Annotated in this window: 14 protein-coding genes; 7 read left to right on the plus strand and 7 right to left on the minus strand. The window is 68.8% G+C overall.

Annotation, left to right across the window (positions count from 1 at the left end; all coding sequences use genetic code 11):
* Nucleotides 1–8: 8 nt before the first annotated feature.
* Both FOJ82_RS06295 and FOJ82_RS06300 read right to left on the minus strand, forming a co-directional pair.
* Nucleotides 9–758, minus strand: a complete 750-nt coding sequence (locus FOJ82_RS06295) for a DUF6576 domain-containing protein (protein WP_143937615.1) — start codon at nucleotides 756–758, stop codon at nucleotides 9–11.
* Between the two features lie 208 nt (nucleotides 759–966).
* Nucleotides 967–2130, minus strand: coding sequence for a L,D-transpeptidase family protein (locus FOJ82_RS06300; protein WP_143937616.1), 1164 nt, complete (start codon nucleotides 2128–2130; stop codon nucleotides 967–969).
* A 101-nt stretch (nucleotides 2131–2231) separates the two neighbouring features.
* Here FOJ82_RS06300 and FOJ82_RS06305 point away from each other — a divergent pair, with 101 nt between their 5' ends.
* The 5 genes from FOJ82_RS06305 to ychF are packed head-to-tail and all read left to right on the plus strand — an operon-like array spanning nucleotide 2232 to nucleotide 6779.
* Nucleotides 2232–2999 (plus strand): enoyl-CoA hydratase/isomerase family protein, encoded by a 768-nt coding sequence (locus FOJ82_RS06305; protein WP_143937617.1) that lies wholly within the window; start codon nucleotides 2232–2234, stop codon nucleotides 2997–2999.
* Nucleotides 2996–3835: an SDR family oxidoreductase gene (locus FOJ82_RS06310; RefSeq protein ID WP_143937618.1), complete on the plus strand. Its 840-nt coding sequence runs from the start codon at nucleotides 2996–2998 to the stop codon at nucleotides 3833–3835. The genes FOJ82_RS06305 and FOJ82_RS06310 overlap by 4 nt, the downstream gene beginning before the upstream one ends.
* A 48-nt stretch (nucleotides 3836–3883) precedes the next feature.
* Nucleotides 3884–5152, plus strand: a complete 1269-nt coding sequence (locus FOJ82_RS06315; RefSeq protein WP_425472483.1) for a M18 family aminopeptidase — start codon at nucleotides 3884–3886, stop codon at nucleotides 5150–5152.
* A complete protein-coding gene (locus FOJ82_RS06320) occupies nucleotides 5152–5694 on the plus strand; it encodes a GNAT family N-acetyltransferase (protein ID WP_185975655.1) in 543 nt (180 codons plus the stop codon). The genes FOJ82_RS06315 and FOJ82_RS06320 overlap by 1 nt, the downstream gene beginning before the upstream one ends.
* Before the next feature lie 11 nt (nucleotides 5695–5705).
* Nucleotides 5706–6779 (plus strand): redox-regulated ATPase YchF, encoded by a 1074-nt coding sequence (gene ychF / locus FOJ82_RS06325; RefSeq protein WP_143937621.1) that lies wholly within the window; start codon nucleotides 5706–5708, stop codon nucleotides 6777–6779.
* Between the two features lie 28 nt (nucleotides 6780–6807).
* On the opposite strand, the gene FOJ82_RS06330 is transcribed toward ychF, so the two are convergent.
* Genes FOJ82_RS06330 through FOJ82_RS06340 form a run of 3 tightly spaced genes read right to left on the minus strand, consistent with a single transcriptional unit; the run spans nucleotide 6808 to nucleotide 7952 of the window.
* Complete coding sequence (locus FOJ82_RS06330) at nucleotides 6808–7194, minus strand: hypothetical protein (protein ID WP_095796336.1); 387 nt, start codon at nucleotides 7192–7194, stop codon at nucleotides 6808–6810.
* Nucleotides 7195–7231: 37 nt separating this feature from the next.
* A complete protein-coding gene (locus tag FOJ82_RS06335) occupies nucleotides 7232–7519 on the minus strand; it encodes a transcriptional regulator (RefSeq protein ID WP_095796337.1) in 288 nt (95 codons plus the stop codon).
* A 1-nt stretch (nucleotide 7520) separates the two neighbouring features.
* A complete protein-coding gene (locus FOJ82_RS06340) occupies nucleotides 7521–7952 on the minus strand; it encodes a hypothetical protein (RefSeq protein WP_143937622.1) in 432 nt (143 codons plus the stop codon).
* Nucleotides 7953–8181: 229 nt separating this feature from the next.
* Here FOJ82_RS06340 and FOJ82_RS06345 point away from each other — a divergent pair, with 229 nt between their 5' ends.
* Both FOJ82_RS06345 and FOJ82_RS06350 read left to right on the plus strand, forming a co-directional pair.
* Nucleotides 8182–8892: a nucleotidyltransferase domain-containing protein gene (locus tag FOJ82_RS06345; RefSeq protein WP_185975656.1), complete on the plus strand. Its 711-nt coding sequence runs from the start codon at nucleotides 8182–8184 to the stop codon at nucleotides 8890–8892.
* A 123-nt stretch (nucleotides 8893–9015) separates the two neighbouring features.
* Nucleotides 9016–9549: a putative immunity protein gene (locus tag FOJ82_RS06350; RefSeq protein ID WP_143937624.1), complete on the plus strand. Its 534-nt coding sequence runs from the start codon at nucleotides 9016–9018 to the stop codon at nucleotides 9547–9549.
* 164 nt (nucleotides 9550–9713) lie between these two features.
* Here FOJ82_RS06350 and FOJ82_RS06355 read toward each other — a convergent pair whose 3' ends face one another.
* Both FOJ82_RS06355 and FOJ82_RS06360 read right to left on the minus strand, forming a co-directional pair.
* A complete protein-coding gene (locus FOJ82_RS06355; protein ID WP_143937625.1) occupies nucleotides 9714–12050 on the minus strand; it encodes a glycoside hydrolase family 65 protein in 2337 nt (778 codons plus the stop codon).
* Between the two features lie 50 nt (nucleotides 12051–12100).
* A complete protein-coding gene (locus FOJ82_RS06360; RefSeq protein ID WP_221933052.1) occupies nucleotides 12101–14029 on the minus strand; it encodes a cation:proton antiporter in 1929 nt (642 codons plus the stop codon).
* Nucleotides 14030–14064: the final 35 nt, after the last annotated feature.

Raw genomic sequence — 14064 nt, forward strand, 5'->3', positions numbered from 1 at the left:
AATTGGGGTCAGCGACGCCGCCGCAGGCGCAACTTCTCCAGCTCCGCGCGCTCCGACTTGGTCAGGCTGTGCAGGCCGTTGGCGCTGATCTTGCCCAGCAGGTCGTCGAGACGCTGCTCGTCGGAGGTGTGGCGCTTCTCGGTGCGGGTGGGCGCGCGGTGCCGCGTCCTGCGCCGTCGGGTCCGCTGCTGGCTGCCGGGGATCCAGGAGTACGTACCGAGCAGCCCGACGCGCTTGGCGGCGAGGGCGACGATCACCAGCGCGATCAGCAGCGAGAACAGGCCACCCCACGCCCGGGCGGCCAGCATCTGCAGCACCTGCAGGCCGAGCAGGACGGCGCCGATCACCCAGGCGGGGATGTTGAAGAAGAACCGGCGGGTGGGGTACTCGGCGATCCACAGCAGCAGGATGAACAACTCGATGGTGTTCATGCCGAGCGCGGCCACGGAGCCGCGGGCCACGACGCCCACCAGGACGGTCGAGATGGTCAGGGCGCCCCAGCACCACAGGTACAGGCGAGCCATCGGGGCGCGGCCCACCTGCGACTCCAGGGCGGTGCCGAAATACCACAGCAGCACCAAAGTCAGCAGGCTCCACAGCGAGATCTGGTCGGCCAGCGGCCACGTGAACAGGCGCCAGACCTCGCCGTTGAACAGCGCGTCGGGCACGAGCGCGAGCAGCATCGGCAGGAACGGGACGATCACGGAGGCAAGCAGACCGAGGGCGCCGAGGGCCACCACGAAGATGGTGGACGTCACGTCCACCCGGCCTACCCGGAACCAGGAGTCCCCTTGCGCACGGGGTTCGAATGCACCACTCACAGGTACTAGGTTCCCATGCCGCTCCAAACGTGGCCAGAGCCGGGGCGGCGGTGCGGTCCACTGCGCAGGAACTCAGTCAGTGGAAGTGGGCCCGTTGCCGGGCCCAGAACCGATTGTTGATTCGTTTCAGGGATCTCGGGTGGAGTCAGCGGATGGCGATCACGTCGCCGGGAGTGGCGTGCTGCAACCACGTGCGCATGTTGGCCTTGGTGATCGACACGCAGCCCGCCGTCGCGCCGGAACCGTGCACGTGCAGGAAGATGGCTCCGCCCTTGCCCTTCACCGCGGGGGAGCGGTTGTAGTCGATGACCCCGACGAGGTCGTACTGGCCCGCGTAGTCGGCGAGGTGCTCGGACTCGGACCTGTCGAAGCCGCCGGCCGAGGCCTCGCGCCACTGGTTGTAGTGGGGCGAGTCGTTGTCGAGCACCCAGTAGGAGTTGGGGCCGACGTCGCGCCAGGACAGCGCGGTGCCCGGGTCCGGGTCCAGCCCGAAGGCGTCGTTGACGGTGAAGTCGCCGGTCGGGGTGGTCAGGGTGTCCTGCCTGCGCTCGGCCGCCGGGGCGGTGCCGCGAGCCCCGATCCTGCCGGTCGTGTCCCGGAACACTGTGCGCACGGTGCAGGAGGTGTTGGGCACCCGCTGCACCATCGTCACGACGGCGGTGGTCCCACTGCTGCGCACGGCCGTGGCGGTGGCGCGGGAGGCGGGCAGGTCGATCCTGATCCCTTCGACCGTCACCGTGCAGCTGCGTGGCGTCGTCACGTCGGGTGGGGTGGTCGTGCGGCCGAACTGCACCAGGTTGTTGAAGATCCACCTGTCCTGTTTGACGTAGCGGCCACCGGAGGCGGCCACCACCGTCGCGCGGATGAACGAGCGGCAGCCGTTGGGGCCCGTCCACTCGTCCTTGCAGGACGTGCGCCACTGCCTGCCGTTGGAGGTGAAGTCCCCGGTGCTCGCGAGCGGGTTGTCGCCCCACGCGGACTCGGGGATCGGGAGGTAGGTGAGGTTGTTGAAGGCCCACCCGTTGACCACCTCGTAGCCACTGCCGGGGTGCTCGATGATCTGGGTCGCCCAGATCTCACTCTGGCAGCGATGGATGGTGGAGGTGTACTCCTCGCACCAGGTGCGCCACTGGCGGCCGCCGACGGTGTGCTCGCCCGGCGTCGTGTAGACCCAGCCGGTGTCCGCCGCAGCCGGGCGCGGAAGCATGCCGACGGCGAGCAGCACGCCGAGCAGGACAGCGACGAGGAATCGGAGCGCGCGCCGCCCACCGTCGACCGATGGCTTCGGGAACGGAACGACTGTGGCCATTTCGGAACTCCTCTGGAGGTCGGGGTCCCGACGATAGTTCACGAACCAGTCACCGCTCCCGGCTATCGTGGGGGGCCGAACCAGCCGCGAAGGAGCGTCCTGTGTCCAAACCGATCCTGCTGTCCGTCGACGACGGCCTGGCACGCATCACCCTGAACCGGCCCGAGCGGCTCAACGCCTTCGACGCCGCCCTCGCGGCGGCGTGGGAGGAGACAGCGCTCGAGGCCACCTCCCGCGACGACGTCGGCGCCGTCCTGATCGACGCCGCCGGCCCCGCCTTCTGTGCCGGGGGCGACGTGGTGGCGATGGCCACCGAGATGGGCTCCGGCGCTGAGATCGAAGCGCTGGCGCACAGCATCAACGGAGGCATCGCCGCCCTGCGCAACTCGAGCATCCCGGTGGTGGCGGCTGCGCACGGCACGACCGCCGGCGGAGGTCTCGGCATCCTGCTCACCTCCGACTACGCCGTCGTGGGGCGGAGCTCCCGGGTCGGCAGCCTCTACGCCAAGGTGGGGCTCACCCCGGACCTCTCGGTCACCGCGCAGCTCGCCCGGGCCGTGGGGGAGCGCCGTGCCCTGCAGTTGGTGCTGACCGATCGGATGCTCGCGGCCGACGAGGCCTTGGCCTGGGGGCTGGTTGCCGAGGTGGTCGACGACGACGCCGTCGCTCGCAGGGCGGAGGAGGTGGCCCGCTCCTGGCTGGCCGGGGCAACCCGCGCCTACGGCGAGGCCAAGCGCCTCGTGCGCTCCCAGCCGGACCGTGCCTTCGCCGAGCAGCTCGCCGAGGAGGCCGAAACCATCGGCGCCATCTTCGGCAGCGACGACGCCCGCGCCCGCATCGCCGCCTTCGCGGGGAAGGCCCGCTCGTGACCGCCGCGAAGCCCCTCGAGGGCCGCACCGTCCTGATGTCCGGCGGCAGCCGCGGCATCGGCCTGGCCATCGCGCTGCGCGCAGCCGCCGACGGCGCGAACGTCACGATGCTCGCCAAGACCGACCAGCCCCACCCGAAGCTCAAGGGCACCGTCCACACCGCCGCCGAGCAGGTGCGCGCCGCCGGCGGGAGGGCGCTGGCCGTCGTCGGTGACGTCCGCAGCGACGACGACATCGCCCGCGCCGTCGAGGCCACCCTCGCCGAGTTCGGCGGGATCGACGTCGTCGTCAACAACGCTTCCGTGATCGACCTGTCCCGCACCGCGGAGCTGGCCGCGAAGAAGTACGACCTGATGCAGGACGTCAACGTCCGGGGCACCTTCATGCTCTCCCGGGCGGCCGTCCCGGCGCTGCGGGAGAGCGCCAACCCGCACATCCTCTCCCTTTCCCCACCGCTGAACCTCTCGCCCAGGTGGCTCGGGGCGCACACCGGCTACACGCTCGCGAAGTACGGCATGACGATGGCGACCCTCGGTCTGGCCGCCGAGTTCGCGGAGGACGGGATCGCGGCCAACACGTTGTGGCCCAGGACCACCATCGCGACTGCTGCGGTGCGCAACGTGATCGGCGGTGACAGGCTGATGGCCGTGAGCCGGACCCCCGAGATCTACGCCGACGCGGCCTATGAGGTGATCACGCGGCCCGCGTCGTCGTGCACCGGCCAGACACTTGTGGTGGAGGACGTGCTGGCCGAGGTGGGGGTGACGGACCTAGCCCGGTACGCAGCGGTTCCCGGGACCCCGGACGAGATGCTGTTCCCCGACATCTTCCTGTGAGCCGCGCCAGAGGCCGCGGGCGTCTCCGGTGGGTGATCTGGTTGACTGTTGGTCATGCTCAAGGACGCCGCCGCCCACCTGGATGACCTCGCCGACTTCGTCGTCGCCTCGCCCACCTCGTTCCACGCCGCTGCCACGGCTGCGGCCAGGCTGGAGGCCACCGGGTTCCTGAGGGTCGACGAGAAGGGCGCGTTCCCCCGCGGGGCCGGGAAGTTCTTCATCGTCCGCCACGGCGCGGTCGTGGCCTGGCTGCAGCCCGGCGAGATCGACGAGGCGGCCGGTTTCCGCATCGTGGGGACCCACACCGACAGCCCCGCCTTCAAGGTGAAGCCGGGTGAACTCCTGTCCAGTGCGGGCTGGAGCCAGGTGGGCGTCGAGGTCTACGGCGGCATGCTGGTGAACTCGTGGCTGGACCGCGAACTCGGGATCGCTGGCCGGATCGTCACCAGGGACGGCCAGGAGCACCTGGTGCGCACCGGCCCGATCGCGCGGGTGCCGCAACTGGCCATCCACCTGGACCGCGGCGTCAACGACGGCCTCAAGCTGGACAAGCAGACCCACCTGCAGCCCGTCCTCTCGCTCGCGCCCAAGGGGGGTCTGCTGAAGCACCTGTGCGAGCTCGCCGGGATCGACGCGGCCGACGTGGCGCTGCACGACCTCTACTGCTTCGACGTCGCCCCGCCGGCAAGGTTCGGGCTCCACGACGAGTTCTTCGCGTCCGGACGGCTGGACAACCTCTCGAACACCCACGCCGCGCTGACCGCCATCGAGTCCGCGCAGCCGGGCCGCGACGTCGCCGTGTTCGCCGCGTTCGACCATGAGGAGGTCGGCTCCGCCACCACCTCGGGCGCCGCCGGCCCCATCCTCGAGGACGTGCTCGTGCGGATCGCGTCGGCCTCCGGCCTCGAAGTCGACGGGACCCGCGCCATGCTCGCTCGTTCCTCCTGCGTGTCCGCCGACACCGGGCACGTCGTCCACCCCAACTACCCGAACCACCACGACCCGGTCGTGAGGCCGTTGCCCAACAAGGGTCCACTGGTGAAGCTGAACGCCAACCAGCGCTACGCCACCGACGCCGTCGGCGGGGCGATCTGGCTCGAGGCCTGCGAGCGGGCCGGGGTGCCCACGCAGCCGTTCGTCTCCAACAACGCCATCCCCTGCGGATCGACCATCGGACCCATCACCGCCACCCGTCTCGGAATCACCACCGTGGACGTCGGGATCGGGCTGCTCAGCATGCACTCGGCCCGCGAGATGTGCGGCGTGGAGGACCCCCACCACATGGCCCGCGCACTGTCGGCCTACTGGGCGGCGTGATGCCGGCAGGCGTCCGGTTCGCCACGCCCGAGGACGTCCCCGCGCTCGTCGCGCTGGCGGCCGCGACGTTCCCGCTGGCCTGCCCGCCCGGGACCGACCCCGCCGACATCGCCGAGTTCATCGCGACGAACCTGACCGTCGACGAGTTCGCTGCGCACGTGGCCTCGCCCACGAGGGTGGTGCTGGTGCACGAGACCGGGGGAGTGCTGGACGGCTACGTGCTGATGTTCGGCGCCTCCGAGGTCCGGCCCGAACCGTCGTTCGGAGTAACCCGCGAGCCGAGCGCCTACCTGTCCAAGTGCTACGTGCTGCCAGGCGTGCTGGGCGGCTCTGTGGCCGGACCGCTGATGGATGCGGCCAAGCAGGCGGCGGTCGGGGTCCTCGGTGCCGGGTCCATCTGGCTGAACACCAACGTGGCCAACGAACGGGCCGCCCGGTTCTACCGGAAGCACGGTTTCCAGCGGGTCGGCGGCAAGCAGATGCAGGTTGGTGCGGCCCTGATGGACGACGACGTCTTCGAAGTCCTGCTCCCGGCGGGCTAGACTCCACCCTTGTGGCACTCACCATTGGAATCGTCGGTCTACCCAACGCCGGCAAGTCGACCCTGTTCAACGCACTGACCCGCAACGAGGTGCTCGCCGCGAACTATCCGTTCGCGACGATCGAGCCCAACGTGGGCGTCGTCGGTGTCCCCGACGACCGGCTCCCGCAACTGGCGAAGATCTTCAACTCCGAGCGGATCCTGCCCGCGACGGTCAGCTTCGTCGACATCGCCGGCATCGTGAAGGGCGCCTCCCAGGGGGAGGGCATGGGCAACGCGTTCCTCGCCAACATCCGCGAGGCCGACGCCATCTGCCAGGTCACCCGCGTGTTCGAGGACGAGGACGTCATCCACGTCGACGGCAAGGTTGACCCCGCAGACGACATCGACACCATCACCACCGAACTGATCATGGCCGACCTCGCCACCGTCGAGAAGGCACTGCCGCGCGTCGAGAAGGAGGCGCGCATCAAGAAGGAGTCGCAGCCGAAGCTCGCCGCCTACCAGGCCGCGAAGGACGCGCTCGAGTCGGGCAAGGGCGTACGCGCCGCTGGCCTGGACCTGGAGGAGCTGCGCGACCTGTTCCTGCTGACCGCCAAGCCCTACATCTACGTCTTCAACTGCGACCAGGACGAGCTGGGTGACGAGGACCTGAAGGCCCGGATGCGGGAGGTGGTCGCCCCCAACGAGGCGATCTTCCTCGACGCGAAGTTCGAGTCCGAACTCGTGGAGATGGACGAGGACGAGGCGCGCGACTTCCTCGTGGAGATGGGCGTGGAGGAGCCGGGCCTCGACGTGCTGGCCCGCGTCGGCTACGACACTCTCGGACTGCAGAGCTACCTGACTGCCGGCCCCAAGGAGTCCCGCGGCTGGACCATCCCCAAGGGTGCGACGGCGCCCGAGGCGGCTGGTGTCATCCACACCGACTTCCAGAAGGGGTTCATCAAGGCTGAGGTCGTCAGCTTCGAAGACCTCGTCAACACCGGATCCATGGCGGCCGCCAAGGCTGCGGGGAAGGTGCGCCTCGAGGGCAAGGACTACGTCATGCAGGACGGCGACGTCGTCGAATTTCGTTTTGCGCTTTAACCTCTGGCGCTGGGGTTGTTGAGGAGCGTCACTCGTTCTCGATCAGTGTGATCGTGTAGTTCTCTGGCGATGGTAGTTCGACATGGTCATCGCCGAAGGGCATGTAGTTGACGGAGTGCAGGCGTTCATCGACGACCCAGAGCTCGAGTAGTCCGAGCGTTGTTTCTCCATCGGATACTTCGGCGAAGCTGAAGGGGCCACCGTCATGCATGATGCCTTGAGCATTGGCAGCGGGTGTGACGGAGATGAGGAAGCAAGCGCAGTCGTCGTGCTCGTAGCCACCCCAGGTGGCTTCTGTGAGCTGGGACCGTGCGATTGAAGATGCGGTGCCTGTGCCGCTGCAGAGAATGGCCAGCAGTCTGTTTTCCAGGGGAGTGAAGCTCCCGCCGGCGACTCGAGTGTACTTCGGGGTCATGGTGCTCCGGTCTTCGAAGGTTGCGCGGCCAGTCCGTTTAGTTGCCGGCAATGCGGTTGAGGGTCGCCACGAGGTTCAGGAACGTGCGTCTGCCGTCTGGCGTCAGCTGAACCAGCGTTGTCCCGTACCGGTTCTTACGCTCCTTGGAGATCTCCACCAGGCCGCGATCCTCCAGGTCTCGGAGGATCTTGGAAAGGTCGGGCATCGACAAGCCCGTTGTATCTTGCAGAGCAGGGAAGTCCGCTTGTTCGACCTGACTCAGGTACGACAGCGTGACGAATCGCTTGGGTGCGACCAGGTGCGCATCGATCTCTGCATATGACATTTCAGCGGCGGATCAGAAGCACGACATAGAACACCAGCCATGCCGCAGGGGCCAAGCCCGCGAAGATGAACGCTTCAGGGAACGGAATCGTCTCGCCATGCAAGAGGCCCCGCCAGACGGGGATCAGGAGCCAGACGGCGAATGCTGCGGAGATGATGGTCCCCTTTAGCCTGGGCTCGTTCGGCTGGCTCAGTCGCTTGGAGATCCAGACGTTTGACGTGACGATTGCGCCTAAGGTGAGTGGGATGGCCCACCAGGGAAATCCGCTCAGCGCGAGAAGCCCGGACGCGAATGACAGCGCGATCGTGGCAATCGCGCTCAGATGGTCACCGGCGCTGAAAACTCGCCGAGGTCTCGGCGGCATTGAGTCAAGCAGGCGCTGTGCTTCGATGGCAGTGACGTTCTGGTGCTCGCTCGGTTCGGCGTCCTTCATGGTGCCAAGATAGCAACTAGTTGCAGAAAACGAAAGTAGTGCTTTGGGCTGTCGGCCCCAGAGGTTGGTATGTGTGGCGACGTGGTGGAGTTTCGCTTCAACGTCTGAGCACCGTTCGGAGTGCGGCTGAGCAAGACGCGGGATCTGAGCAAGACGCGGGATCATCGAGCCCGCGACCGCTATGACTCGCAGTGACTTGAAGACGTACACGTGTGTCAGTGTTGTCCACATGACCGACTTTGTTGGACGCGCGCGAGCCTTCGTCAAAGCGCGCTATCCGCAGGCGATCGCAGCCTTTCTTGGCGGTAGTGCCGCATCTGGGGAAGCGACCGACTCCTCCGACTTGGACATCCTGATTGTCCTGCCCGATAGGTGGACATCCGTCGGATTCGTCGAGACGACGGAGTTCGACGGCCAGATTGTCGAGGCCTTCGTGTACGGACGCGAAGCGCTTCAATCTTGGATGGCGAAGGGGCGAAGTGACGCACGACCGGTTCTGGACCGCTTGGTTGCAGGAGGCGTGTCTTTGGTGACGAGTGAGATTTCCACGTCCATCGCAGCGATTTCGCGCGAAGCCCTGCGCGGCGGTCCCTCGCCCATCGCTCAGGAAGAGCTGAATCGTCGTCGCTACAGTCTGTCGGCTGTCATTGACGATGTCACCGATGCGATGGATCCGGGCATCCGGTGCGTTGCGATGGTAACGGCCTGGAAGGAAGCAGCTGAGCTGGCGCTACTGTCGAATGCGCACTGGCTCGGAACCGGGAAATGGTTGGTGCGGGAGTTACGTGCCAATGGGGACCCCTTTGGGCTCGCAGCCTTGGCCGTCGCTGGGTGGTCTGACGAGAAGGCTCTCGTAGACGCGTGCGATGCCGTCCTCGAGTCGACCGGCGGCTATTTGCAGATCGGGTTCACTCGGGGCACAAAGCCGAAAGACTTGTGAGGCTCTCGGCTCATCAGATGCCTATCCGTGACGCAACCCGGTGGAGTTCCGCTTCAACGTGTAGTCGGCTTCGTGGTGACGTCTGCTCAGCTGACCGAACCGGCGGGGTGCGAGGATCGGGAGGTGGCTTCCATCCAGACGCTGACCGATTCCGAACGACGACTCCTCGCGGGCTGGGCGGCCGACTGCGCCCAGCGCGTCCTGCCCTTGTTCGAGGCGGAGGCACCCGACGACGACCGCGTCCGCGACGCCGTGGAGCGCACCCGCGCCTACGCGCGGGGCGAGAGCTCGGCCGCGGACGAGATCCGCAAGCGGCTCGTCGCGGTCAAGGCTGCGAGCGCCGCGACGTCGCCGGCCGGTGCGGCGGCCGCCCGGGCAGCGGCCCAGGCGTCCGCCGTCGCCCACATGGGTGCCCATGCCCTCGGTGCGGCGGCGTACGCCGCGAAGGCGGTCTCGCTGGCGGGTCGGGCCGGGCCCGACGCCGTCGAGGCAGAGGTGGCCTGGCAGCTGTCTCGGTTGACCGACGAGCAGCGCTCCGTGCTGCGGCAACTACCGTCTCTGGGCACTGACAGCTCCGGACCACTCGGTCCGGGCCTCCTGGCAGGTGGTGTCCTCGGGACGGTCATCCGGCAGATCCAGGACGCGCTCAACCAGTAGGGCATGTCGAGCCTGGTCCGGGGTTGTGGTCTCGACACGCGCTGCTCGTTCCTCGCGGCGCTACTCGACCAGCGGGGACGGGGATTCCGTTGGTCGAGTAGGGCGCCCTGCGCCCGTGTCGAGACCTGTCACGAGGTGTGGTCTCGACCAGCGGAGGGCGGGGATCAGGCGTTCGGTGCCCGTCCCGCCGGTTGGGAGGGCTCGGGCAGGAGCGGGTCCGGCTGCCGCAGCCCGGCCTCCGCAGGTGCGTCCGGGCCGACCCTCAGGCGGGCGCCGTCGACGATGACGTCCACGGGAGCGTCGCCGCGCAGCATGGTGATCGTGGTCCCCGAACGTGTGGTGTCGACCAGCAGGAGGCGGCCGCGCCAGGTGACGCGGAACCTGATGCGGGTCAGTCGCGACGGCAGCAGCGGCGCCAGTTCGAGTTCCTCGTGGTCCTCGCGCAGGCCGCCGAGGCCACAGGCGAGGGCGAGCCAGCTTCCCCCGACGGAGGCGAGGTGCAGGCCCTTGTCCGTGTCCCCCTGCAGATCCCTCAGGTCCACCAGCGTGGACTCGCGCAGGTAGCGCAGGGCAAGGTCGGGGTGCTGGGCCCGGGCGCACACCACTGCCTGGACGCTGGCCGACAGCGACGAGTCCCGTACCGTGCGAGCCTCGTAGTAGTCGAGGTCGCGTGCCACCTCCTCGTCGGTGAAGTCCTCGCGACACCACCACAGGGCGAGCACCAGGTCCGCCTGCTTCACGACCTGGCGCCGGTAGAACTTGGCGTAGTGCTGGTGGTCCTGCACCGGGTAGGAGTCCTGCTTGTCCTCGAAGCGCCACTCCCGGTAGGTGGTGAAGTTGGTGTTCATGGGGTGGACCCGCCTGTCGGGGTCCCACGGGACGTGGACGGCCGCGGCCGCGGCGCGCCACGCCGCCACGTCGTCGTCGACGACGCCGAGCCGCGCGGCCTCCTCGGGTTCGGCGGCGCACGCATCCGCGGCGCGCACCAGGTTGCGCCGGGCCATCAGGTTGGTGAACACGTTGTCGTCGACGACCCCGGTGTACTCGTCGGGGCCGGTCATGCCGAACAGGTGCCAGCCACCGGCTTCGTCATCGTGGCCCATGGACATCCACAGGCGTGCGGTCTCGACCAGGATCTCCAGTCCACGCGTCCCCACCAGGGAGGCCCCGGTCACGTGGCTGTGCAGCCAGAGGGCGCGCGAGACGTCGGCGTTCACGTGCATGGCCGCGGTGCTGGCAGGCCAGTAGGCCGAGGTCTCGTGGCCGTCTATCGTCCGCCACGCGAAGGTGGCGCCCTTCAGGTCGAGCACCCCTGCCCGCTCCCGGGCGGCGTCCAGGGTTGAGGCGCGCCACGCGAGCAGCCGGGCGGCCGCGTCAGGGTGCAGCAACGTCAGGGCAGGGGCCACGAAGCCCTCGATGTCCCAGAATGTGTGCCCGCTGTAGCCCAGTCCCGTCAGTCCCTTGGCGCCGAGCGGGGCCCGGGAGATGCAGGCGGTGCTGGTGTGGAGCACGAACAGGTTGTACCGCATCGCCTGTTGGAGTTCCGCGTCTCCCTCGACCTCGACGTCGGCGCACGTCCACCACTGGTCCAGTGCCTCGCGCTGGTCCGCCACCAGGGCGTCCCAGCCCTTGTCCACGCCGGAGTCGACGACGGTGCGCGCCGACTCCAGCAGCGAGTCGTTCCCCGTGTCGCGGGACCAGACGTGGCCGATCACCTTGACCAGCTCCAGGGGTTCGCCCTCCTCCAACTCCGTGACGACGGTGGTGACGACGTGGTCCTCGGACACCGACTCCGTCCGGACGTCGGTGGCCCCGGTGACGAGGTGCTGCGCGGCCGCGCCCACCCTGATCCCGGTGCGCCTGGTCACGGCGCTCAGCACCCCGCCCGTGTCGTCGTTGGACACCTCCAGCACCTCGAAGGGGTCGTCCAGGGCCTCCGCCACGCGGGGGTCGTCGCTGTCCACCTCCGGCGGGCTGGCTCCCAGCACCAGTTCCGAGCGCACGGTGACGTGGGCGGTGCCGTCGAGGGCCCGGACGCGGTAGCGGATCACGCTCACCGAGCGTTCCCTCAGCGAGACCAGCCTCTCGGAGCGCAGCTCCATCGTCGTCCCCGACGCGGTGCGCCAGACCAGGTGGCGCTCCAGCACGCCGGTGCGAAGGTCGAGCGTGCGTCGGTGGGTGACGGGGTCGATCGTGCGCACGTCCAGGGGCTCGCCGTCGACGGCGAGCCGGATGGGGGTGCCGTCGGCGACCGCGATCATCGCCTGCCCCTCCTCGGGCAGCCCGTAGCCGGGCTCCGGGTACGAGAGGGGATGCGTCTCGAACACGCCCGCGAGGAACGTCCCGCGGAAGCCGTGCGGCTCGATCTCGTCCAACGTGCCCCTGATGCCGAGGTAGCCGTTCGAGAGGCTGAAGACGGACTCGCTGACGCCCATGGCGTCCAGCGCCACCGACGCCTCGCGGATGCGCCAGGGGTCGACGTCGATTCGAGGTGCAACCATGCTCCAACGATGCCGCACCGGAGGCCACCCGGTGCGGATTCGCGGCCAGCTCATCGCGGCCGTGCGGCTCCCGGATCCTCGGGCGGCACCAGGGCCACCAGCGTCACCCCGACCGATGGGATCTTCGCCTCCGGCGTCACGACCGTCACGTCACCGTCGGCGATCGTGAACATCAGTACCGCGTCGTCGCCGCGCCGCTCGCGGAACTGCTCGAGGGTGAACTCCTCGGTGAGTTTGGTGCGCTTGACGGTGTACCCGTCCTCGATCAGCTGGCGCAGCTGGTCGTGCGTGCGAGCCGGATGGAAACACGTCCGGGCGCTCAGGTGTGACGCGGTCTGGGTGCGGGGGGAGCCGGCGCCGGTCTCGGCGTCGGAGCGGGGGAGTTGGTACACGTTCGCCCGCCCCAGGACGTGGGCGAACTCGCGCGCCGCGGTGGCGTTCACCTCGTCCTCCGGCGTGCCCGCGATCAGGGACTTGATACCGGGCAGCTCCATGTCCTTGGCGGCGTAGTCGCTGAGGATGTTGGCCGTGACGGAGCGGAGCCCGGCCCGGCGCGCCCCGGCCAGCTTGGTGTAGTCGCGCGCCACCAGCGTTGTCGTGACGTCTGCCGCGTCGAGCGCCTTCGCGGCCTCGACCATCCAGGGCGAGCCACCCACGAACACCACGCCCTGCGGCGAGGCGGTCGCCAGGCCCAGCTTCTCGGCCAGCCTGCCCACGCCGAGGCCGTAGATCGCCACGGTGCACACGATCACGAAGAAGACCAGTGGCACCAGTTCCTCTGCCTGGGCCGCCAGTTCCATCAGGTTCTGGGCGCGCCGTTGGAGCGCTGCGGCCTCCTCGCCGCTGGCCCCGGCGGCCGCCTCCGCGGTGGACTCGGCGGCGTGCATGAACTCGAGCCCGAAGATGCTCGTCACGGCGGCCGCGACGATGCCGCGCGGTGCCATGAACGACAGCAGCGTGCGCTCCTGGCGCGTGACGGGCGTCCCCAGGAGGCCCAACAGGATGCTCGCCGGCCGCACCAGCACCACCAGGACGAGGACGAACACGATGCCGCGGGGGGCGATCGCGGCCACCGCCTCAGGGGCGATCCGGCCCGCTAGCATCACGAACAGCACCCCGACGAGCAGTACCTGCAGGTGCTCGGAGAACTCCTGGACGTGGCGCAGGTGCAGCTCCGGACGGTTGCCGAGGTAGATGCCCAGGACGGTCACCGTCAGCAGGCCGCTCTCGGACTGGATCGAGTTGGACAGCACCAGGGAGCCGATGGCGACCGAGAGTACAACGACGCCGTGGAGGAAGTCCGGCACGAGGTGGCGCCGGACCAGTTGTTCCAGCAGCCACCCGAGCCCCAGCCCGAGCACGGCGGCCACGCCGATGGTCAGCAGCAGGGAGCCGACCAGTTGCGGCAGCGCGTCGCCGCTGCGGCCCAGCAGCACGCCCTGGAACACCAGGACGGCGAGGATTGCGCCGATGGGGTCGACGACGATGCCCTCCCACTTCAGCAGGGCGGCGACCCGTCTGGTCGGCCGCAGCATTCGCAGGATCGGCCCGATGACCGTGGGGCCCGTCACGATCAGGATGGCGCCCACGAGCAGCGCCACCTCGAGTGAGAAACCGAGCAGCCAGGCGGTGACGGTGATCAGCACCCATGCGATCAGCGGCGTGATGGAGAACAACCGGAGCACCGGACGGCCGAGGTCTCGCACGTCCCGCAGTCGCAGTGAGAGGCTGCCCTCGAACAGGATGATCCCCACCGACAGGGTCACGGCGCCGAACAGGACGTCGCGGCCCAGTGCCGCGTCGGGCGAGACCAGCCGGCCCAGCCCGAAGCCCACCACGAGGAGCAGCAGGATGGACGGGACGCGGAGTTGCCAGGCCGCCCACTGGCACAGGGCGGCGACGACGGCCACCAGCGCGAGGTAGCCGGCGGGATCCATCCCGGCCAGCGCGGTGAGCAGTGACTCCCAGAGGTGTTCCACCTTCAAAGCCTCCCACGGCTCAGTGCCGCGCCGCC

Origin of the sequence: Tessaracoccus rhinocerotis (genome assembly GCF_007197885.1) — a bacterium.
GTDB classification, from domain to species: domain Bacteria; phylum Actinomycetota; class Actinomycetes; order Propionibacteriales; family Propionibacteriaceae; genus Arachnia; species Arachnia rhinocerotis.